Below are 22,402 nucleotides of genomic sequence, written 5' to 3'. Positions count from 1 at the left end.
AGGCTACCATCACCTTAGCTTATGATTGGGCTTCATTGGTTGGGTGACTGTCAGGTAGCAGTTCTGCCATAGTATCCAATAGGATTTTTTCTTGGAATGGTTTACCAAGGTATTGATTGACCCCAATTGCCAAAGCACGTTCACGGTGTTTTTCGCCTGTCCGTGAGGTAATCATAATAATGGGTACGTCTTTGAGACGAGGATTATGTCGTACTTGATTCGCCACCTCAAATCCGTCCATACGAGGCATCTCGATATCTAACAACATGATATCTGGGGTTAATTGTTGTAGTTTTTCTAGGGCATCGACACCATCGGTCGCAATTTGAGTTTCATAGCCATTACGCTCAAGTAAGCGAGAGGTTACCTTACGTACCGTAACCGAGTCATCAATAATCAACACAATAGGCTTACGGGTGGATTTGCGGACTGGGGTGGCTTTTTTGTGTTCGGAACGTTGGATGACTGAAGCATTACGCATCAAAGCGATTAGGTCTAAAATCAGCATCACCGAACCATCCCCCATAATGGTCGCTGATGAAATCCCTGCCACGTGTGATAGCTGTCTGCCCAATGGCTTGACCACCACTTCTGTTCGTGAGCCTTCAAGGGCATCCACTTGCAATGCCATTCTTTGCCCTGTTTCGGTACGAATGATGATAATCGGTACACTCACCGCATGTTGACGTACGGCCTCTAATGGGTCACTACCAAATAAGATTTGGTTGAGGTAACGTAAACGATACTCTTCACCATCAATATCTAGTGTTGTGGCTTGCAGACTATGGAATTGGTAAATCGTTTCAGCATTGATACGCACCACACGTTCAATCTGCACCAGTGGCACGGCAAAATGTTTATCGCCTGCTTTGACCAATAACGCATCAGATACCGCCACGGTTAAGGGCAAACGCATGGTAAAGCGAGAGCCTTTGCCTGCTTCGGAGTCGACCAACACCACACCACCCAGCTGTTTGACCTCACTTTGTACCACGTCCATGCCCACGCCTCGCCCTGAGATTTGCGACACGGCTTTGGCAGTCGATAAGCCTGCATTGAAGATAAATTGCATGATATCCACAGGTTTTAGTGAGGTATCATTGGCAGAAATCAGACCTTGTTCGATGGCTTTTTTACGTACCGCTTCAACATTGATACCTTTACCATCATCCGTCAAGTGAATAACAATTTCACCCCCTTCACGCACTACCTCAAGGGTAATCAAACCTGTTCTGGATTTACCTGCTTCGATACGTTCTTGGGTTTTTTCAACACCGTGGTCAACCGCATTGCGTAGCATATGCTCAAGCGGTGAGGTGATACGTTCTAAGATATTACGGTCAAGCTCGCCGTCATCATTTAAGATACGCAATTCCACCGATTTACCCAACTCGGTCGCTGTTTGACGAGCGATACGTTGTAACCGTGGGGTAATTCGAGAAAACGGAACGGTTTGTGAATTCATTAAGCCATCTTGTAATTCGGCTTGGGTACGAGAGAGTTGCAATAATAAATTTTCTGTATCACGAGTGGTATCAAGCATGGTGGTTTTGATATCCACCAAGTCCGAGGCAGACTCGGATAATGACTTAGATAATTGGTTTAGGGCAGAATATTGGTCCATTTCTAATGGGTCAAATTCTGTATCAATTTCATCACCGATTTGGGCGAGAATCTGAATCTCAAGCTCCGTTTCCATACGGCGAAGTTGGTCTACCAAACGTTGGGTCGTGCCACCCATTTCCTCAAGGTTATGGGTCAGACTGGTCATCCCCATTTCAATTCGAGCTCGGTTAATCGCTGACTCACCTGATAAGTTAATCATGCGTTCCATCAAACCTGCGGAAATCCGTAGCATCTCAGCATTGGCATTACCTTGGTCTTGTTCGTGTTCAAAGTTGCCACGCATGGAAGGAATCTGTGTCAAATCACGTACTTTTTTATCCACGCTTTCTTCATTCAAACTGCTTTTATAAATATCAATCTGCTCAATCTGATTGGCAAGCGAAGCGGTTGGAATTTCTTTTAGGCTATCAGGATTATGTGAAAAATCTTGTAACGCACGAATTAATGGGGTTGGTGTTTGTGGATTGTATTTATTTTCAAGGACATACAATGAGCTTGCCAACCAGTCGTGACAGGTTGCCAATAGATTACCAATCATCCGTGTGGCTGGCTTACGGCGACTGCCTAACTCTTCATAAATGGTTTCCATCTCGTGAGCAAGGTTTGCCAAGCCTTCTGCACCGACCATTCTTGCGCCACCCTTGATGGTATGAAGCTCACGTTGCAACGCCTGTAACGCAGACACATCGCTGTTATTATTACGGAAAGCTTGCAAATTTTGGCTACTGCTATCGACCAGCTCTTTGGCTTCTTCCAAGAATACCGCCAAAATATCCTCATCAGGCTCATGCCCATGCCATGTATCGAGTCGGCGTTCTTCAAAGTTATTGATAATCTCTTGCACATACATGGCATCAGAAACAGGCGTGACCGAATCATCACCACCACTGGCTTCTGTATTGGTATTGGCAAGCTCTTCTTGACTGGTTTCTACAATCAACGGCACAGCAGGAATAATATCTCGTGCCACCACCTTGCCTGCTAAAATCGCATCAAGCTGGGCAATCAAATCATGGGCAAAGAACGAACGTTGATTTTGGGTCACCTGTTGCAACTGAGCCAACAAGGTTTCATGGGTCTTTTGCATCACCAACGCAATGTCGGTATCACTTGGAATACGTGCGGTGGCAATCCTATCGTATAAGTATTCACCACGCTGGGCAATACTGGCAATACTATTAATACCCACCATGCTCGCCCCACCTTTTAGGGTGTGATAATGACGGCGTAGCTCACTGACGCCCTCAAGATTGGTAAGGTTGTTTTGCCATTGGTTAAAGTATTTTTGCATCTCAGGACGAACCGACTGGGTTTCATCCAAGAAAATTTCCAACAACTCGATATCCGTATAAATCGCTTCATACTCAATCGCATCCATCTCAGCATGGTATTGTTTATCTGCCAATAGTTGCTTGATTTTGCTGATACCATCGACATCCACCACCACACTCAGCCCTGCCGCAATCGCATCAAACATATTAATCAACTGTTGATGTAAAGCGGTCAATTGCTCAACTACCTGTGGGTCTTTGACAAACTGTGGATAATGAATCAGTTTGTTATACACAATTTGCAACGTTTCAGGAATCACCAAATAACTGACCCCCACACTGGCATTGGCAAGCTTTTCTGCTTGGCTTTCTAGCAATGTGGCATACTCAGCGACTTCATCATTCTGTTGGGCAAATTTATCCGCAAAATACTGGTCAGCATCTAATAAATCATCAATACCTAGCTCTAGCAAAGACTGGACAGTAGCATGGGTATTGCTTGCATAACGCTCGGCATTACTCATCAATTGTTGCGTAATATCATGGATATGCTCATCATCGTCATGTTGAGGCCGTACCGAATGTTGCGATTGATAATCCACCAAATATTGTTGTAAATCTTGCGTGGCTTCTTGCAATACCGCCATTTGCTCTTGCGTCAATGGGACTTCTTTACGCAATAACTCTGCCAAACTTTCTTCGACCGCACCACTCAATTTATAGATACGTGGCAACTCGGATAACCCTGCACCGCCTCGCAAGGTATGAAATGAACGTACCAGTTCATCAGAAATATTTACCGTATCTTCATCGTTATGCGATTCAATAAAGGTGTTAATTTTGGCAATCAATTCTTGCGATTCTTCCCAAAATACCTCATTGATTTCCTCATTGTCGGTATCTAGGCTGTCATCTGAAGACGCTTGAACGCTTGGCACATTGTCTAAAGGATTGGCTGACGCTGAACTGGCTTGAGCCTGCGTGGTAGCACTCGCCCCCATGATGGCATGATAATCAAAGCTATCGCCATGTTTTTTAGTGTAGCTATTGGCAATTGCTGACCAAATTTTTAAGGTATCTGGGTAATCGGTACGGTTTTGGGCAAAAATATCCACCAATCCCCCAAAAGCATGAATCACATCGCCAACCAATGCCACCACGCCCTCATTGGCGGTGATGGTATTATCTAGCACACGATTGAGCATACTTTCAATCGACCACGCAAGCTCGCCCAATTGGTTCGCACCCACCATTCTACCTGAGCCTTTTAGGGTATGAAAACCACGGCGAATTTCTTTTAGGGTATCAGTATCACTGGGATTGGCTTGCCATGTGTCAAATAAAGGCGTGATGGTTTCAAGGACTTCTTGGGCTTCTTCGATATAAATTTCTTGAATATCTGGATCAATCACCGAATCAGTGACTTCGGTCAATTCGTCATATTGTTGTTGCACCACCGCAGGTAACACGATGCTTTGGCCCATTGGCAAGCTAGTCTTTGCGATGCTCGTAGCTTGACTGGCAGTAGCTAACTCAGTGCTATCTGCCTTGTTAACATCGTCAGCATCTGCTTTTTTTTCGTCTACTTTGTTGCTACTTTCAGTCATGTTGGCTTCGGCAACGCTGATTTCGGCATCACTGGTTTTGGCATCTCTGACGTTATCAATACGATTTTCAACAGTTTCAACGGTTGGAAGCCCTGTATTAATTGGCTGACCTTGTAGCAGATTATTGGCTTTAAGAATGGTCACTGCAGGGTCAAGGCGTGGCTCACGTTGATTAGCAAAATCTTCCACCAAAGTAGGAATATTTTGTCGAGTTTCACTGATAAATCCAACCACCTCATCCGTGATAGGCAATGTGCCATCTAGCACACGGTTTAGCATATTTTCAACCGCCCAAGCCATTTCACCGACTTGGAATGCCCCCACCATTCTGCCAGAACCTTTTAGGGTATGGAAGTTACGGCGAATTTCTTTAAGCGAAGCGAGGTCTTGTGGGTCTTGTTGCCATGTGGGTAAATTGTCATCCATCTCACCCAACACTTCTTCGGCTTCTTCGATAAAGATTTCTCGTATCTCATCGTCCATGCTATAGTCATCAGGTTTTAATAACTGGCGAGCCGTGAGGTAGGCTTCTGACAAGATGGCTGGCTTAGGTGTCAAGGTGTGTGGGGTATCAGCATCCGTGGCAATCACGTCACGATTGGCTTCAACATCAGCTTTCGCTTCAATGTCATCCATACCCGCCACGTCTACCACGTCAACAGCCGTGATTTCATCGGTATTTTCTGTTGCTTCTGGTGACTCTGTCACCGCTTGTGATTCTGCCACAGACTCAAGCACCACTTCCCCATTGTCATCATACACCACGGTTTTGGCTGGGAAAGTTTTATGGCGAGAAGGTAATTGTGTTTTATCCAGTGGCGTGTCAATCAAGCGTTTTAGCAGTAAATTAGCACGGTTAAGCTGTGACTGCGTCACATCAAGTAACTCATCACTGACACTTTGATGGGATAGGTAATCCAAAAATAGCTCAAGTTGAGCAATCATTTCGGCAATTAAATCATTGGCTTCCCAAGACAATACATCAATTTTATTTTTGTGAATACGGTTAAATAATAGGCGTAACTGCTCCATCAATTCTTGTGGGCGTGTCAATCCTAACAACCCAAATACTTGAATAATCGCCACCATATCATCATTGACTTGCAAGGCTTGATGGTCATGGCTTTGACTATAGTTATTATAGGCTAATTTAATATTTTCTAGATGCACACGGGTGGTTCTCACCGCCTCTTGCTCAGGGTTCACCGCATACGCAAAATGGGCAATCCCAATCTGGGATTCCAAAGTCGACAAGGTTTCGAGCAATTGGCTATACAAATCTTGTAATTGACGCTCCACTTGCCAAGCAAGGCTACTTGCCATCATGTCATCAGCCAGCATAAACTGTGTATCAGCAATCACTTGCTCCAATTGTTGCTGATAAAACGCCCAGCCACGGCTTGCCAATGTCGCTTTGATGCTTTCTAAAACAGGCAAAATCACCGCAGGCTGTTGTATTTGATAAATTGCACGTTCAAGTTTGGCTAACAATTGGCTAAACAAAGTATCGTCATTGGCATTTTTGATAAAATCCAAATCATTGAGCAGGTTTTTGGTATCGTCCGTTTGATGAGTCAATTGGCTAAGATTTAACAAAATATCCATTGCCAAACGACCTGTCGCCAAATCAGGCTCATCATAGGTGTCATCCATCAACAATCGTTCTAAATGCTCCAATAGCATCACATACTGACTGGGCGTGGGTTTTTCATTGCGAGCCAAGCTATCTAGCCATAAACTAACCAAATGCCAAATTTGACGCATCGCACTATTTAGGGGGGAACTGGCAAGGTATTTCGCCACCTTCGCAAGGTGTGCGAGCATATCAGGGTTGTTTTGGTCTTGCTTTAATAGCTCAAGCGTGGAATAACGCCATAAAATCAACAGTTTACTCAGATAAGCCACAGCGGAAGGTTGTGTCACCAAAGGAATGGGAATATTGGGTAACAAAGGCAATGTGGGAGTGATAGCCCCATCGACACCCTGATTGGCTGAATGGTCAGTCGCTGTCGCCAATACATAAGGTGGCTCACCGACCATCGCCCCAAAATAATTGATACGGTCAACCAACCATGTATCATGCAATTGTTGTTTGCTTTGCAACTGGGTAATTTCATGCTGTAACAGCAACACCGCTTGTTTTAGTTCAAACAGCTCAAGCCCTGTCAGCGATTGCTGTTCAAGCCCTAACACCACCTGCTCTAAGATGTCCGAAAACTTCGCAAGCAACGCTTGATTACTAAGCTTTAATGCCCCTGTAATTTGGTGCAACGCTTGCCCTATCTCAGCCCAAGGCATTGGTTTTTCATCGTGTTGCAACAAACGGTTTAGTTCATCAAACACGTCTTGCAACACTGGCATCAACCAATCTAAAGCGATTAAGGTGCGTTGTTTACTCATACCCTGTTCCTAGTAATCTAACGGCTCATATTATTGTGAAAATTATTCTGTGATTTGGTGCTATTTTTTTAAGCTGATTGACGCATTGCCCTTGCCTCAACACCCACCTATCATAACATTCAATGCTTAACTTGTGTAGCATTCAGCCATATTTTGTTTGTTAGTCACGAAAGCTCATTGGCTTATGTATATTTTGTTGTATATCTTGTTTTAAACGTTGCTTTAACCACGCTGGGGCATTGACCTTGCGATAGCCATTGATGTGTGATAACGGTAATTTCACCAACTGAGGATGGTTGAATTGCGGTAACTCCCCCACCCCTAACAACAAAATCCCATCATCCGCCAAATATTCAAGCAAAAATTGTACCACATCACGTTGTTCAAATTGTCGAAAATAAATTAACACATTATTACACAGGATTAACTGGCACTGCTTGGGTAGCACAGGCATGGTTTGCTCATAATCCACCAAATTTTTACTAAAAAACTGCAATTTAGCACGCACACTATCAACGACCTGCACCTTACCAAGGGTCACAAACTTGAGCCACGCATGATATCGCTGTGGGATATAAGCCGACTCAGCAATCTCATATAGCCCTTGCCTAGCATAAGCCAATGCTTGCTGATTAAAATCTGAACCATATACCTTAAAGCGTCCAGACTCACCCAACTGCTTGGCAATGCTCAACGCCACTGACACCACTTCCTGCCCTGTGGCACAACCCACACTCCAAGCCGTCAAAACAGGTGAAATCGGTAAATTGGACTTTGGCGGTTCATCATTTGCCAACGCCCCATGCCCCCAATATTGCTCTCGCCAATTGGCAACATAATGTTCAACAAAGTCAAAGGTGGGCAAATGCCGAAAAAATTGCGTATGTGGAATTAAGATATCATCAAATAGTTGATGGTAAAGCTGATTGTCATTGGTAATTTGCTGTAAAAACTCGGTACTGGTTACTTGCTGTGCCAATAAATAACGCTCAATAATCCCTTTCACCCAACTCACTTGCTGACTGGGTAAAATAAACCCCACTTGGTGTTCGATATATTTGAGCCACAAGCTAAGTTCGTTAGCCGTCAGCGAATATTTTTTCATAAATAATCTCAACGCTTTACACAGCCAAACAAGCCACAAAAACAGATAAAACGAAGGGTGGTTAAACCACCCTTGATTATCATGCTTGTATCTTTGAAGCAAATCCTAAAATTTTGAACAGACCCCAAAACATTGGTCAACATATTAGGCATGATGGAAGGCTTCATCAGGTAACTTAAAGCCAGATACCGACTCTTGTAACGCTGCCGCCATCTCATTGAGCTGTCCAATCGAACGAGCAGCTGCCAATGTACCAGAGGTCGTCTGTGAGGTAATATCTTGAATAATGTTCATGGTATTCGAGATATGACCTGCGGAAGCTGCCTGTTGACGAGCAGCATTCGAGATGCTCTGAATCAGCTCTGCAAGGTTATTTGATACTGATTGTACTTCTTCGAGTGCCTCACCTGCGTCTTTGGCAAGTTTTGCACCACGCACAACCTCAGCGGTGGTAGATTCCATCGACATAACCGCTTCGTTGGTATCCGCCTGAATGGTCTTAACCAGTGTTTCAATCTGTTTGGTCGCTGTGGCTGAACGTTCTGCAAGGCGTTGTACCTCGTCCGCAACCACCGCAAAACCACGACCTGCTTCCCCTGCCATCGATGCTTGAATGGCAGCGTTTAGTGCTAGAATGTTGGTTTGGTCAGCAATGTCATTAATCAATCCAACGATATCACCAATTTCTTGTGATGACTCACCCAAACGTTTGATACGTTTTGAGGTTTCTTGAATCTGGTCACGAATGGTATTCATACCGTCAATGGTACGCTGTACCACCGTTGCCCCGTTATAGGCAATGGCTACCGAACGGTCAGCAACCGAGGCTGATTCAGACGCATTTGATGATACTTGGTCAATCGACACTGCCATCTCATTAATCGCAGCCGAAGCCCCAGCAATCTCTTGGGCTTGGCTTTCAGAAGCCTCCGCAAGCTCAACTGCAGTCGCCTGTGTTTGGTCAGATGCACGAGCGACTCGCTCTGCGGTGACGTTAATTGCCGATACTAACTGACGTAATTGGTCAATCGCAAAGTTCACTGAGTCGGCAATCGCCCCTGTAAAGTCTTCTGATACAGTAGCATTGACGGTCAAGTCACCCTCTGCCAAGTCACCCAACTCATCGAGCAATCGCAAAATCGCCATCTGGTTACGTTCATTTTCTTCTTGAATCTTTTTGGCACGGTCAGATTCAAGCTCCATCTCGTGGCGTTGGCGTTGGGTTTCACGCTCACCCAATTTGCGTTCGGCTTCGGTTCTGGCTTTGAGCTGACGATTCAAGAAGTAAATGGCGAATAAAAAGCCCAACAAAATCGCTACCGCAGGTAACCACACATACAATAAATTATTTTGACCACTGGCTTGGGCAGTCGCCACAACGTTTGAATGCTGTTTGGCAAAATTATCGACCGCAGTCGCTTGTTGGCGAATTTGGCTATTCAAATCACTGGCTTGACTGAGTTTATCGACCGTTGGCTTGATACTGGTATCATAGGTTTTCTTGATTTCACTCAAGTCTTGTAATAACGCCCCATTACTCACTCGTTCAATCGCCTGCGTGCCTGTCTGCTCGGCATCTAAGGTCGCACCCATCAATTGGGCATCTTGCACCAGTTGTTTTAGGTCAGTGGCTTGCCCTGCTTTTAATTGGGTGATAGTGTGGCTAATTTTTTCACTGAGCCAAACTTGGTTATTGGCAATGGCAACTTGATTAACACTGGCACGATTGACCAGCATCTTTTCGGCTAACTGGCGATATTGGCGTTGAATGGTATCCAAATTGGTATCTAAGTCATTCAATGATGTACCGACTTCCACCAATTGTTGTTTGTTTTTTAGGATAAAGTCGATTTTTTGTTTGTTTTCCGCCCAGCCTGATACCAATTCTGGGGCTTGGCTAGCGACACTGGCATCTTTGATGGCATCATCAATGGCAGTCGCATTGCTTTGTAGGCTTGTCAGCCCTTGCTCAATACTGGCTTTATCTTTGCCTGCCAATGATTTATTCAAATCTTGGCTAATCCCTTGGGTTAATGCACCAATATTACTGCTAGTCCCTGTAATGGGGGCTTGATTTAACAAATGATAAACTAAGAAAATAAACGCACTTAATGCAATGACGGCACTCAAAATCGCCCAATTCATCCACTTTTTGGATTCACGATTGGCTTGATCAAGGGTATTTTTTTCTGATGAAATAATCACAGGAGAATTCGTACTGGTGTTGATACTCGTAGTTTTGGTATCCATGGACGATCATTCCTCTACTTATAAATTACGGATTAAATTGGTTATTGTTTATAGTGCCGCTTCTAAATAATGGGGGTCTTCCGCCAAAAGACTTGGCATAAAAATATACCATTCTTGGTTATTGTGCCGAAAACGTCCATGCGTATAAGCAGAAAATGGCGAATCCTCGGGCATTGCCACTGCTTCATAGTGGCGTTCATTGAACGTCTGAATGCCTAATACCTCATCGACCAATAGCCCACTAAACACCTTGGGCTGGTCAATGACTAATAATTTATGCTCTAAACTGTGCGTCTTGGCTTGCGATACCCCAATAAATCGCCCTAAATCGGTAATCGGTAACAAGCGTCCACGCACGTTGGCAATCCCCATCAGCCACGGTTTGGCAAGGGGTACAGGGGTAATCTCAGGTACAGCTAACACCTCGGCAATATCACCCAATGGGGCTACGAGTTGTTGCCCATTAACAATAAACGCCACGCCCAGCCATTGCATTTTACCTGAGATATGCTGACCTTTTTGGCGTTTGATGGCTCTATCAGATAGGCGTAAGAGTTCGATAAATCCATTAGAGGCCACAGGTGTATTACTCCATCACTGAATGGATAACTTGGATCAGCTCATCTTCGGTAACAGGCTTGGTTAGGTAGTCTTTTGCCCCTTGACGTTTGCCCCATACTCGGTCGGTTTCTTGATTTTTGGTACTAATAATCACCACAGGAATGTGGCTAGTGGCGGGATCACGGGTAATTTTACGTGTGGCTTGAAAGCCATTCATTTCAGGCATCACCACATCCATCAAAATCACATCAGGTAGAAGTTGAATGGCTTTTTCAATACCTTCTTCACCTGTGTGTGCTTCAATGATTTCGTGTTGGTTACGAGTTAATATGTCACGGAACTTCGCCATTTCTGAGGGCGAGTCATCAACGACTAAAATTCTTGCCATAATTTTATCCCTTAATTGTTGTTTGAACGATTTGTGTCGCTAAGGCTCGCTTGGTTTAGATGGGCTGAATTTAACCCAGCCTAACTTTAGCTGACCTAAACTTAGCTTATTTAGTTAGGACGATAGCGATTAATCGCATCAAACAATTCTTCTTTACTAAAAGGCTTGGTAAGATACTCATCAGAACCTACAATACGTCCACGAGCTTTATCAAATAGACCGTCTTTTGAGGATAGCATGATGACTGGTTTATTGGCGAAATCGGCATTGTTTTTGATTAAGGCACAAGTTTGGTAGCCATCTAGACGTGGCATCATAATGTCAACGAAAATCAAATCAGGGTTAGAATCTGCAATTTTAGCAAGGGCATCAAAGCCATCGACAGCAGTAATCACTTGGCAACCTGCTTTTTCGAGCAAGGTTTCTGCAGTACGGCGAATGGTTTTTGAGTCATCAATAATCATGACTTTTAGACCGTCAAAATTGGCATCCATATATGTATCCTAATTTTTTTTGTTAAAACTTTTTTGTTAAAAGCTATTGGCTATTGTTAGGTTATGTTTATCAACGTAAACTGTATTGCACAATTGTTAGCATACCTAAAGTAAGGCATGCGGTCAATACTGACATTATGAACTATGAGTATTAGGCGACAAACAACCACTTAAATTTTTACCCAATCTGAGTGTTGTGTGGCTTTTTTGATAAACAAGGGTTTTATTTACAGCTAAAAAAATATTAGCACATTTTTGGTGACTAAAGAACCTTTATCAGAACTATTTTGTGCTTTGATAGAATAAAAGGTATCATAAGCATTATTTATGTTGAATTAAACCAGATAATGATACGTTGCGATTTTTGGCGTAGACATTACGCCCCTACTAAACTGTCTTATTTTAAAATTTAAACGACTCTATTGAAACTGACGCTATACTCGACAGCCAATGACAGGACTTCTGATATGGATTTTTGTGCCGATACCACTTCGCCATGTGCGATGTTAACCAACAAAGCAACCCCTTCATTACGCCCCATGCGACTGTTGATTTGTGCCATTGGTTCAATACTTTGGTTGACCGCTTGCCAACAAAAACCTGATAATGCCTCAAATTCGAATGCTTCCAATACCGCCAAATCAAGCCAATCCGCCTCTGCCAGTGCCACCGCACCGCTTGCCAATGATGAAATTCAGCTACTTGCCAGTGATGTGATGACTGCCAAAGCCGAACGCTATCAGCCCAAAGTCCCTGTCACAGGCACATTACAAGTGGTCAACCAAACCACCGTGCAAGCCACGGTCAATGCTCAAGTCAAGCAAGTATTGGTCAAAATCGGCGAGCGTGTGACCAAAGGACAGCCTTTGGTACTGTTGGACATTCAAGACAGCCAAAACCAACTGGCTCAAGCCCAAGCCGACCTTGCCTCCACCCAAGCCCAAGCGGTGATTAGCAAAAAACTCGCCTCGAAAAACAAAATCTTACTCGACCAAGGTTTTGTATCGCAAATTGAATATGAACGCAGTGTTGCGGAAGCCACTGCCCAACAGGAAGCCATCAAAGCCAAACAAGCCCAAGTCAATATCGCCAAAAAAATGTTTGGCGACACCACCATTACCGCCCCCAGTACAGGCATTGTCAATGCTCGCAGTGTCGAAGTCGGTCAAATGGTCAATCCCAATCAACCATTAATGGAAATTGTTGACCCCAATAGCTTGCAGTTTGTCGCCAATGTACCAAGCGAAGCCCAAACCCAGCTCCGAGTGGGACAATCCGTCCCCTTTACCGTGGGCAATAATCCGACCCAGTTTGTCGGACAAATCAGCCGAATCGCCCCCCAAGTTGACCCTGTCACTCGTCAATTAGCCATGTATGTCGATGTCACCCCCAACCAAAACAACAGCCAACTCAAATCTGGTATGTTTGCCACAGGTCAGCTAAATTATGGGCAAATCCAAGTCGGCGTGCTTGTGCCGATGTCTGCGGTGACGTTAGACAGCACCACCTCGCCTGCCAGTAGTATCACAGCCACCAATCCTGCCAGCCCAAAAATTGATGCACCAAGTCGCCAAATGGATGCGTCACAAACCTTACCCTCAGCCAAAGTATGGGTAATTGGGGCAGACCATCGTTTACGCCAAATGCCTGTGCAAGTGGTACATCGTTATGATGATTCGAGCCAATATTTATTGACTGGCATTGAGCAAGGGACAGTGGTAGTCGTGACCAATTTAAATGAACAAGATGCCAATAAAAAAGTGGTGTTGAAATAAACCTATTTTTTAGTGTTTAGGTAGCATAGATTAGCATCTTGCTTGAACAAGTGAGTTGGGAAAGTGCTATAAGTACCGAAACAAAATCATCTTATAACATTCAATATCGTAGGGTGGGTTAGCGAAGCGTAACCCACGGAAAATTAGGTTATAATTTAAATTTATTCAGCTACTTAGTAGCAAGTTTTAGAGTTAGAAAAGTTTTAAGTCAATTGAGGAATATATGATTACACAACAAAATTTTATCAATGTATTAACACTATTAGATTTTCAACAAAATGGTAAAAAGTGGACGAAAACTTTTTCTAATCACGCCCAACTCCAAGTGGATTTTGATAAACAGCTACTTATCTATCCTGAAAACCTCGGTATGGTAGTTAATGGTCGACAAACATGTAATTTTTCGAGCAATGAAAACTTTGTCGTCTTTGAATGTGTCCACCGACTACTAGAAAAGGGCTATCAACCCAAACATATCGAACTCGAAAAACTGTGGTCACTGGGGCATTCCCAAAAAAGTGGGCGAGCCGATATCTGCGTATTTGCCGATGATGCCAAAACGCAAATGCTATTCATCATTGAGTGCAAGACTTATGGCAAAGAATATACCTATGCAGTAAAAATTTTGCATGAGGATGGCGGTCAACTGTTTAGCTACTGGCAACAAGACCGTAGTACCAAATGGATTGCCTTATATGCCTCTGATATTATTGACGATAAAATCAGCTATAAAAATGACATCATCCACTGCCTTGACGATAATAACTTAATTGAAGTTGCCAAGACAGATACCAGCGTTCGGCTATATCGTGACGCTCACACCAAACAAAACTTGCACCAAATTTGGCAAGAAACCTATGGTTCTCATCTACATGACAATTTATTGTTTGGTGAAGATAGCACCGCCTACCACATTGGCATACCGCCATTACGCAAAAAAGCCCTCAAAGACTTCGCCCCCGATGACCGAATCATCAACCAATTTGAAGAAATTTTACGCCACAATGCGGTATCCGATAAAGAAAATGCCTTTAACCGATTGATTGCGTTATTTATTTGTAAATTGGTGGACGAAAAAAACACCGATGAGCATGATGAAGTCAAATTTCAATACAAGGTGGGGCAAGACACCTATGAAAGCTTGCAAGACCGTTTGCAACAGCTTTATAAAGACGGCATGGAAAAATTTATGAAAGAAGAAATTTTTTATGTGCCAAATGGCTATGCTCAAGATATTTTTTCACGCTATCAAGGCGGTGACCGCAAACACGCCATCAATGAGCTTGAAGATACCATTCGCCAACTCAAGTTCTATACCAACAATGATTTTGCGTTCAAAGATGTTCACAACAAAGAGCTATTTTTACAAAATGGCAAAATCTTGGTGGAGATGGTGCAGTTGTTTGAAAAATACCGCATTATCTACCCAGCCAAACATCAATTTTTGGGTGATTTATTTGAGCAACTACTTAATAAAGGCTTCAAGCAAAACGAAGGTCAATTTTTTACCCCCAGTCCGATTACTCGTTTTATTTGGGATTGTTTACCCTTACAACAGCGACTAGCTGAACAAGATGACTTTCCAAAAGTGATTGATTATGCCTGTGGCTCTGGACACTTTTTGACAGAGGCAGTCGAAGCCATTAATGCGGTCAAAAAACCTGCTAATAACGACTGGGTGAGAGACCATATTTTTGGGGTTGAAAAAGATTATCGCCTTGCTCGGGTATCGCAAGTATCCATGTTTATGAATGGGGCGGGTGATAGCAATATCGTGTTTGGTGATGGCTTAGACAACCACGAACGTATCAAAAATGAACAATTTGATATCTTAGTCGCCAATCCCCCCTACTCGGTATCGGCTTTCAAATCTCACCTAAAACTCAAAGACAACCATCTTAATTTACTCAATTTTATCAGCAATAATGGCGGTGAAATTGAAGTGTTATTTTGTGAGCGTATCGCCCAGTTGCTCAAGTCTGGCGGTATTGGGGCGGTGATTTTACCCTCCAGTATTTTGAGTAATGAAAGCAATAGCTATACCGCCGTTCGCTCACTGATATTATCTGAGTTTTTGATTCGTGCGATTGTGACCCTTGGTAGTAAGACATTCGGAGCGACAGGCACAAACACGGTGGTGTTATTTTTAGAAAAAATGAATTATCCACCAAAAGCCAGCAGTTTTGCCAAAGATTGTAGCGAAGCGATTTTTAGCCAAGCGGATTTGACACACTGGCAAGATAATGCGGTGTATGAGGCATATTGCAGTTTTGCCAAAGATTGTAGCGAAGCGATTTTTAGCCAAGCAGATTTGACACACTGGCAAGATAATGCGGTGTATGAGGCGTATTTACGACAAATTGCCGTACCGATGGCGTTGTACGATAAGCTACGTCTAAAGCAAGTGTCTTGGGACGAGTTACAAGCCATTGATAATGAGTATGTCAGCTTACACCGTACAGCGATTGTTGCTAAGGTCAGCTTTAGCAAAACGCAGGCAGATAAACTAACAGATGATGAGAAAAATGCCATCCGCTTGAGCGAATTTTTGGATAAATTTGCGGTAATGGAGCAAGAAAAGCTGTATTTCTTCTTTTTGACCTATCGCCAAACTACCCTTGTCATCAATGCCCCTAGCGATAATGCCAAACAAAAAGTGTTTTTGGGTTATGATTGGAGTAACCGCAAGGGGGCGGAGGGGATTCAGATTATCAAGGCAGGTGGGGTGTTGTATGATGATAATGACCGTTTTGCCAAGAATACGTTGGCGAGTTATGTGCGTGGGATGTATGAGCAGGTGGGATTTGAGATTAGCGATACGTTAAAAGAATATGCGTATCAAGTTAATACGGCTGATATGTTGGATTTTAGTTTGGTAAATTTTAACAAGGCTATTCGCACCTCGGTGCAAAAGAAAGTTGATATTGTTAGTAAATTTAATTTGGTTCGTTTGAATACTATCATTAATATTACTCGTGGTGTGACTTATGCTAAAGATGAACAAGTAAATTATCCTACCAAAAATATTATTTTACCTGCGGATAATATTTCATTAGATGGTCGACTTGATATCTCCAAGATGATTTATCTTAATGAAAACACAGAAATAGACATCAATAAAAACTTAAAGGCAAATGATATTTTCATTTGTTTTTCAAGTGGTAGTGAGAAACATCTTGGTAAACTGTGTTTAATTGCCAATGATACAAACTATTATGCTGGTGGATTCATGGGCATTTTAAGAGTTAGTAATAAGGCTATTAATCCTAAATATCTATATAATATCTTAAACCAAGAACATATGAGAAATATTATTCGTCAATTAAGTAATGGTTCTAATATCAAAAACTTATCCAACTCTATCGGAGAAGTCAAAATTCCCTTACCGCCATTAGACATCCAACAAAAAATCATTGATGAATGTCAAAAAATTGATGACGACTGTAAAAATAGCCGAGTCGCAATTGAAACGTATCGTAACAATATCGCCCAAATTTTTGATAACCTAGAATCAAACAAAAATTTAACAAATCCAAGCTATCAACTATCCAAACTCAACTCATTGTGCCTTACCAATCCTTCAAAGGCTGAAATTCGTCACCTACCAAATGAATTATTAGTTTCTTTTGTCGAGATGTCTTCCGTCAGTAATGATGGCTATATTGCAAATAAAGTGGACAAACCCTTAGGGGAATTAAAAGGTAGCTATACATACTTTGCTGAGAACGACATTATTCTTGCTAAAATTACCCCCTGTATGGAAAACGGCAAATGTGCATTAGCAACTGGTCTAACAAACCACGTTGGACTTGGTAGCTCTGAATTTCATGTTTTTCGAGTAAATAGCCAACAAACTAGCCCTGCATTTTTATTCTATTTTCTAAATCGTGAAAAAATTCGTAAAGAAGCTGAAAAAAATATGACGGGAGCAAGTGGTCATAGACGAGTACCTATTGGTTATTATGAAAATCTAACTATTCCCTTACCATCTATAGATGAACAAAAGCGAATCATACAACAGATTGAAGCTTTAGAGGCGAAAATCATCCAAGCCCAAGCCATCATCGACCAAACGGCTGAACGCAAACAAGCCATCTTACAAAAATACCTGTAAACTTTATGACCTAAGAGAGAACCCCCCTCATGTGGCTGACACGAATTAGCATTAACAACCCTGTCTTTGCGACCATGCTGATGCTTGCCTTGATGGTAGTCGGCTTGCTTGCCACCCAACGTATGCAAATCGAAGAATTTCCAGATGTGGATTTCCCCTTTGTGGTGGTCAGTACCGTGTATGCAGGGGCTTCGCCTGAAGTGGTCGAAAGCGATATTACCAAAAAAATCGAAGACCAAGTCAATACCATCGCTGGGGTGAAAGAAGTCACCTCGATTTCACAGCAAGGTTTATCGCAAGTCATCGTTCAGTTTGACCTCAATGTATCATCCGATGTCGCCGCCCAAAACGTGCGAGATAAACTCGCCATGGTCACACCCACCCTACGAGATGAGGTGCAAGACCCTGTGGTCGCTCAATACAATCCTGCTGATACGCCTGTGGTATCGGTGACTTTTCAGTCCGACCGCTTGTCGATGCGTGAGCTATCGACCTACCTTGACAATACCGTTAGCAAGCAATTACAAACCGTGACTGGCGTGGGGCGTGTCGATATGTTGGGCGACCAACAACGCCAAATTCGCATTGTGCTAAACCCCACGCAAATGAATGCTTATCGTGTGTCAGTCAATCAAATTATTAACGCCTTGCGTAGCGAAAATGTCGAGCTACCTGTCGGCACGCTGAATAACCAAAATCAAGAAATGGTGGTACAAATCAATGGTTTGGTAAAATCGCCCAATGAATTTAACCAACTTATCGTTGCCCAAAACCGTGGAGCAACAGGCAGTGTCCCTGTATATCTCTCACAGGTGGCTCAAGTGGTTGATGGGCAAGTTCCCCTTGAATCCATCGCCCTACAAAACGGCAAACCTGCCATCGCCATGGATATTGTCAAAACCTCGGATGCCAATGTCATTGATGTGGTGGATAATACCAAAGCTCGCCTTGAAGAAATCAAAGCCACCCTACCCACAGGCGTGACCATGACCGTGGTGGCGGACAGTGCCAAAAGCATTCGTGGCTCGCTCAATAACGTGGTACGCACCTTGATTGAAGGGGCGATTTTGGCGGTGTTTATCGTGTGGTTGTTTTTGGGGTCGTGGCGTTCGACCATCATCACAGGTTTAACTTTGCCGATTTCGTTGCTTGGTACATTGGCAGTAATATGGACGCTGGGCTTTTCGATTAACATGATGACCTTGTTAGCATTGGCATTGTGTATTGGGCTATTGATTGATGATGCCATCGTGGTGCGTGAAAATATCGTGCGTCATGTGGCGATGGGTAAGCACCATCGACAATCCGCCCTTGATGGCACAAAAGAAATCGGCTTGGCAGTGTTAGCAACCACCTTGGTGATTGTGGCGGTATTTTTGCCTGTTGCCTTTATGGGTGGGATTATTGGGCGATTTTTTTATCAATTTGGTGTGACCGTATCGGTGGCGGTATTATTGTCGATGTTTGTCAGTTTCACCCTTGACCCCATGTTGTCTTCCATTTGGTATGACCCAGAAGCCTCGCATCAGCATGATAGATTGAGCGAAAAAGTCCAATTCACTCGCCGTCCGATTGCGTGGATTTTGGATGGGTTTCAGCGACTGTTGGATAAACTCACTCGGCTATATGGCAAGATTTTGGCATGGGCATTACGCTTGCGTTGGTTGACCATGCTGATTGCGGTGGGGTCGTTGGTGTTGGCATTTTTTGCCGTGAGCCTTGTCGGTAAAGAGTTTGTACCACAAGCGGATTTGGGTAATATTAATGTCAAATTTGAAACACCTGTCAACGCAAGCCTTGATTACACCCAACAGAAAGCCACGCAAGTCAATGCGATTATTCAGCAGTTTGCCGAAGTCACGAATACTTACGCCACCATTAACACCATGGCATACAGTGGCAAAAACCGTGTGCAAATCGGTGTCACCCTCAAGCCCAAAGACCAACGTGGCAAAGGGCTAAACGAACTGACCCAAGCCATGCGTCAAGCGGTGCAAAAGGTTGGCGGTATTCAAATCACCTCAGTTTCCACTGCCGATGTGGCGGTGAGTGGTGGGCTAAAGCCGATTTTAATTTCGATTAAAGGCAATGATTTAAAAGAATTACAACGCATTTCCAATGACTTTATGCAACGCTTGAGCAAAGTCAATGGTTTGGTGGATATCGAAAGCACGCTAAAACAACCCAAAGCCATGGTGGCAGTACATATCGACCGTCAAGCCAGTAATGACGCTGGGCTGTCATTGGGACAAATTGGGCAAGCATTGCGTCCGCTGTTGGCAGGGGATAATGTCACCACCTTTAAGGATGAGCAAGGCAATAACATTGATGTCAACGTGCGACTGGCTGACCAAGACCGCACCAATATCGCCAAATTACAAGCCATGTATTTGCCATCCAATAAACTCGATGCCAACGGTCAGCCGATTTTGATTCCATTATCGCAAGTGGCAAGTTTTAGCGAAGACATGGGAGCGCCGCAAATCAATCGCCGAAACCTATTCCGTGAAGTGATGGTACAAGCCAACACCGAAGGGCGACCTGCGGGCGACATTGGCGAAGATATTGCCAAAATTCAAAATGACATGAAAAAAGACTTACCTGCAGGCTATAGCTTTGAGGTACAAGGCTCAAACAAGGACATGGCAGAATCCATCGGCTATGCGGTGACGGCATTGGGCTTGGCAATTATTTTTATTTATATGCTACTTGGCTCACAATTTAACAGCTTTTTATACCCTGTGGCGATTATGGCTTCCTTGCCGTTGTCGCTGATTGGGGTGTTTTTTGCGTTATTTTTATTTGGCTCAACACTGAATATGTTTTCCATCATTGGTATCATCATGCTGATGGGGTTGGTGTGTAAAAACGCCATTTTGCTGATTGACTTTATCAAAGAATCGCTACACAAAGGGCTGTCACGGCATGACGCTATCATGTTAGCAGGGCAAACTCGCTTACGTCCGATTTTGATGACCACAGCAGCGATGGTGATGGGTATGATACCGTTGGCACTTGGCATTGGCGAGGGAGCAGAGCAACAAGCCCCCATGGCTCATGCCATCATCGGTGGGGTGATTACCTCAACTTTACTGACACTCATTGTCGTACCTGTGATTTATACCTATTTGGATGACATGAAACGTCTCGTGTTTGGATTGTTTGCCAAAAAAGTGGTTTAAGAAATAATTTATTACAATTATCAACAGGCTAAAAAAACTTAAGAATCAGTTGGTCGTTACAATGCCACTATCAGACAAGCAAGGATGAATTGATTCAGATTCCTGTTTGATTTAATTTGATTTAAACAACGTTATTGGGATGACACACATGAACTTATTTACCAAATCTACCTTAGCAATTTCAACCAGTATTTTAGGCTTAACCCTTGCCACGGCTAGTTTCGCAGACAACTCAGTAAACACCAAAACTGTGGCAAATACCGCCGTTCAACAAGCCAAAACCTCTGCCCCTCAAGGTAAAGCATTTGGCTGGAAACAGGGTAAAGGCGATATGAATAAAACTGAAAAAGGCGTAAAAGGTGGTAAAGGCAATATGATGGCTCGCCACATGGATGAGCTTGGCTTGACAGATGCCCAAAAAACCCAACTAGAACAGCTTCGCACCCAAAACCAAACCAAAATGCAACAGCTACATACCACGCTTCAACAGTATGATGACAACATCGCCAAACAAAAGCAAGCAGGGGCAAGTACCGCTACCCTATTGGCATTGCATAAACAAAAACAAGCCGTGATGGAGCAGTTTTTTAGCCTACATCAACAACAACAGCAACAATTCTTGAACATTCTTACGCCTGAACAACAGTTAAAATTGTATGAAAGCCAAGGCATGAGAAAAGGTATGGCACAAGGTCGCTAATTGACCGTTAAACCACACCATCATTGATACGGCTTACCTTGATAATCAAATGATTATGAGGGTATAGCCGTTTTGTTGTATAAAAAAATAAAATATCTAATTTTTGGAGACCACAATGGACGACAGTAGCACCAAACGCATTTTACTCATTGAAGATGACCCAGATTTGGCAGAATTAATCAGTGAATACTTGAGCATGAATTATTATGAAGTGGTACACGCCCCCACCGCTACCGAAGGGCTAGAGCGTCTAAACGGTCAAACCCATGACATTGATTTATTGATTCTTGACTTAATGCTTCCTGATATGGATGGTATGCAGGTCTGTCAAAAAATCCGCCAAAACAAAGACAGCCGTTTGGCACAGCTTCCCATTATCATGCTCACCGCCAAAGGCGATACCACTGACCGTGTATTGGGCTTAGAAATGGGAGCGGATGACTATATCGCCAAGCCATTTGAACCTCGTGAGCTATTGGCTCGGATTCGTGCGGTACTACGCCGTCACGACTTACCATTACACCAATCTAAAGAAGATAATTTGGTATTTGGTCGCCTGAAAGTCTATCCAGATAGCCATGAAGTCACCATTGATGATGAAGCGGTACGCTTGACCACGCACCAGTTCCAGCTATTGCATTATTTTGCCACCCATTCTGGTAAGGTATTAAGCCGTGAACAACTGTGGCACGCCATGCCCAATGATGACAGCAGTGACAATATCGACCGAGCGATTGACGTGCATATTTCACGTTTGCGAGCCTTGATTGAGGACAACCCTCGCCAACCCAAACGCATTATTACCGTGCGTGGGGTGGGTTATCAATTCGCTACCGACCAAGTATAATAGAGTCGTTTAAATTAGAATTAAGAAAAATTTGCAGGGGCGTATTGCATACGCCCAAAATCTCAACGTATTATTTCTGATT

At 43.4% G+C, this 22,402-nt stretch carries 11 protein-coding genes; 5 read left to right on the top strand and 6 right to left on the bottom strand.

What is annotated here, in order from left to right; translation table 11 throughout:
- Positions 1–19: 19 nt before the first annotated feature.
- The 6 genes from ACK1U4_RS04105 to pilG all read right to left on the bottom strand — a co-directional run bounded on the left by ACK1U4_RS04105 (position 20) and on the right by pilG (position 11,702).
- A complete protein-coding gene (locus ACK1U4_RS04105; RefSeq protein ID WP_419400377.1) occupies positions 20–6,904 on the bottom strand; it encodes an Hpt domain-containing protein in 6,885 nt (2,294 codons plus the stop codon).
- Positions 6,905–7,064: 160 nt separating this feature from the next.
- Positions 7,065–8,009 carry a CheR family methyltransferase gene (locus tag ACK1U4_RS04100; protein WP_419400378.1) on the bottom strand — a complete coding sequence of 315 codons (945 nt, stop codon included), beginning with the start codon at positions 8,007–8,009 and terminating at the stop codon, positions 7,065–7,067.
- A gap of 144 nt (positions 8,010–8,153) precedes the next feature.
- Complete coding sequence (locus ACK1U4_RS04095; RefSeq protein WP_419400379.1) at positions 8,154–10,259, bottom strand: methyl-accepting chemotaxis protein; 2,106 nt, start codon at positions 10,257–10,259, stop codon at positions 8,154–8,156.
- A 48-nt stretch (positions 10,260–10,307) separates the two neighbouring features.
- On the bottom strand, positions 10,308–10,838 hold the full coding sequence (locus tag ACK1U4_RS04090; RefSeq protein ID WP_419400380.1) for a chemotaxis protein CheW: 531 nt from the start codon (positions 10,836–10,838) through the stop codon (positions 10,308–10,310).
- 7 nt (positions 10,839–10,845) lie between these two features.
- Positions 10,846–11,208, bottom strand: coding sequence for a response regulator (locus ACK1U4_RS04085; protein ID WP_419400381.1), 363 nt, complete (start codon positions 11,206–11,208; stop codon positions 10,846–10,848).
- Positions 11,209–11,318: 110 nt separating this feature from the next.
- Positions 11,319–11,702: a twitching motility response regulator PilG gene (gene pilG, locus ACK1U4_RS04080; protein WP_419400382.1), complete on the bottom strand. Its 384-nt coding sequence runs from the start codon at positions 11,700–11,702 to the stop codon at positions 11,319–11,321.
- 422 nt (positions 11,703–12,124) lie between these two features.
- On the opposite strand from pilG, the gene ACK1U4_RS04075 reads away from it, so the two are divergent.
- The 5 genes from ACK1U4_RS04075 to ACK1U4_RS04055 all read left to right on the top strand — a co-directional run bounded on the left by ACK1U4_RS04075 (position 12,125) and on the right by ACK1U4_RS04055 (position 22,320).
- Positions 12,125–13,477 (top strand): efflux RND transporter periplasmic adaptor subunit, encoded by a 1,353-nt coding sequence (locus ACK1U4_RS04075; protein ID WP_419400383.1) that lies wholly within the window; start codon positions 12,125–12,127, stop codon positions 13,475–13,477.
- A 223-nt stretch (positions 13,478–13,700) separates the two neighbouring features.
- Positions 13,701–17,591 carry an N-6 DNA methylase gene (locus tag ACK1U4_RS04070; RefSeq protein WP_419400384.1) on the top strand — a complete coding sequence of 1,297 codons (3,891 nt, stop codon included), beginning with the start codon at positions 13,701–13,703 and terminating at the stop codon, positions 17,589–17,591.
- Between the two features lie 29 nt (positions 17,592–17,620).
- Positions 17,621–20,773: an efflux RND transporter permease subunit gene (locus ACK1U4_RS04065; protein WP_419400385.1), complete on the top strand. Its 3,153-nt coding sequence runs from the start codon at positions 17,621–17,623 to the stop codon at positions 20,771–20,773.
- A 148-nt stretch (positions 20,774–20,921) separates the two neighbouring features.
- Positions 20,922–21,473 carry a Spy/CpxP family protein refolding chaperone gene (locus tag ACK1U4_RS04060; protein WP_419400386.1) on the top strand — a complete coding sequence of 184 codons (552 nt, stop codon included), beginning with the start codon at positions 20,922–20,924 and terminating at the stop codon, positions 21,471–21,473.
- 115 nt (positions 21,474–21,588) lie between these two features.
- Positions 21,589–22,320 (top strand): response regulator transcription factor, encoded by a 732-nt coding sequence (locus tag ACK1U4_RS04055; RefSeq protein WP_419400387.1) that lies wholly within the window; start codon positions 21,589–21,591, stop codon positions 22,318–22,320.
- Positions 22,321–22,402 lie beyond the last annotated feature (82 nt).

This window comes from Moraxella sp. TY6 (assembly GCF_048551375.1).
In the GTDB taxonomy this organism is placed as follows: domain Bacteria; phylum Pseudomonadota; class Gammaproteobacteria; order Pseudomonadales; family Moraxellaceae; genus Faucicola.
The sequence above is the reverse complement of the archived record's forward strand: the minus strand, read 5'-3'. Positions and strand labels throughout refer to the sequence as shown.

Bases quoted from the DNA above. Each gene is read 5' to 3' on its own strand.
- ACK1U4_RS04105 (WP_419400377.1), bottom strand. From the start codon at position 6,904: ATGAGTAAACAACGCACCTTAATCGCTTTAGATTGGTTGATGCCAGTG.
- ACK1U4_RS04100 (WP_419400378.1), bottom strand. From the start codon at position 8,009: ATGAAAAAATATTCGCTGACGGCTAACGAACTTAGCTTGTGGCTCAAA.
- ACK1U4_RS04095 (WP_419400379.1), bottom strand. From the start codon at position 10,259: ATGGATACCAAAACTACGAGTATCAACACCAGTACGAATTCTCCTGTG.
- ACK1U4_RS04085 (WP_419400381.1), bottom strand. From the start codon at position 11,208: ATGGCAAGAATTTTAGTCGTTGATGACTCGCCCTCAGAAATGGCGAAG.
- pilG (WP_419400382.1), bottom strand. From the start codon at position 11,702: ATGGATGCCAATTTTGACGGTCTAAAAGTCATGATTATTGATGACTCA.
- ACK1U4_RS04070 (WP_419400384.1), top strand. From the start codon at position 13,701: ATGATTACACAACAAAATTTTATCAATGTATTAACACTATTAGATTTT.
- ACK1U4_RS04065 (WP_419400385.1), top strand. From the start codon at position 17,621: ATGTGGCTGACACGAATTAGCATTAACAACCCTGTCTTTGCGACCATG.
- ACK1U4_RS04060 (WP_419400386.1), top strand. From the start codon at position 20,922: ATGAACTTATTTACCAAATCTACCTTAGCAATTTCAACCAGTATTTTA.
- ACK1U4_RS04055 (WP_419400387.1), top strand. From the start codon at position 21,589: ATGGACGACAGTAGCACCAAACGCATTTTACTCATTGAAGATGACCCA.